The organism is Bartonella sp. AA86SXKL (assembly GCF_042196885.1).
In genome coordinates, this window is the sequence record NZ_JBHIRE010000383.1 from 374 (window position 1) to 668 (window position 295).

1 protein-coding gene is annotated in these 295 nt (G+C 48.1%); it reads right to left on the reverse strand.

The genetic code is table 11. The features are described from left to right. On the reverse strand, nt 1-295 hold a 295-nt coding region (locus ACFIO5_RS12140; protein WP_375705543.1), incomplete at both ends, for an AAA family ATPase.

Here is a 295-nt window from a genome sequence, read left to right on the forward strand (position 1 = left end):
GATTAAAAATATCGGGATGGGCTTTTTCAATCTCATCGAACAAAATGCCCTGATAAGGTCTTCGCCGCACGGCTTCAGTTAGCCCTCCCCCTTCTTCATATCCGACATATCCGGGCGGTGCCCCAATCAAGCGTGCACCGGCATGTTTTTCCATATATTCCGACATATCGATGCGCAACATAGCATTTTGATCTTGAAAGAGAAAAGCCGCAAGCGCTTTGGTTAATTCGGTTTTTCCCACACCGGTAGGACCAAGAAACATAAAGGAGCCGATGGGGCGATTAGGGTCTTGCAG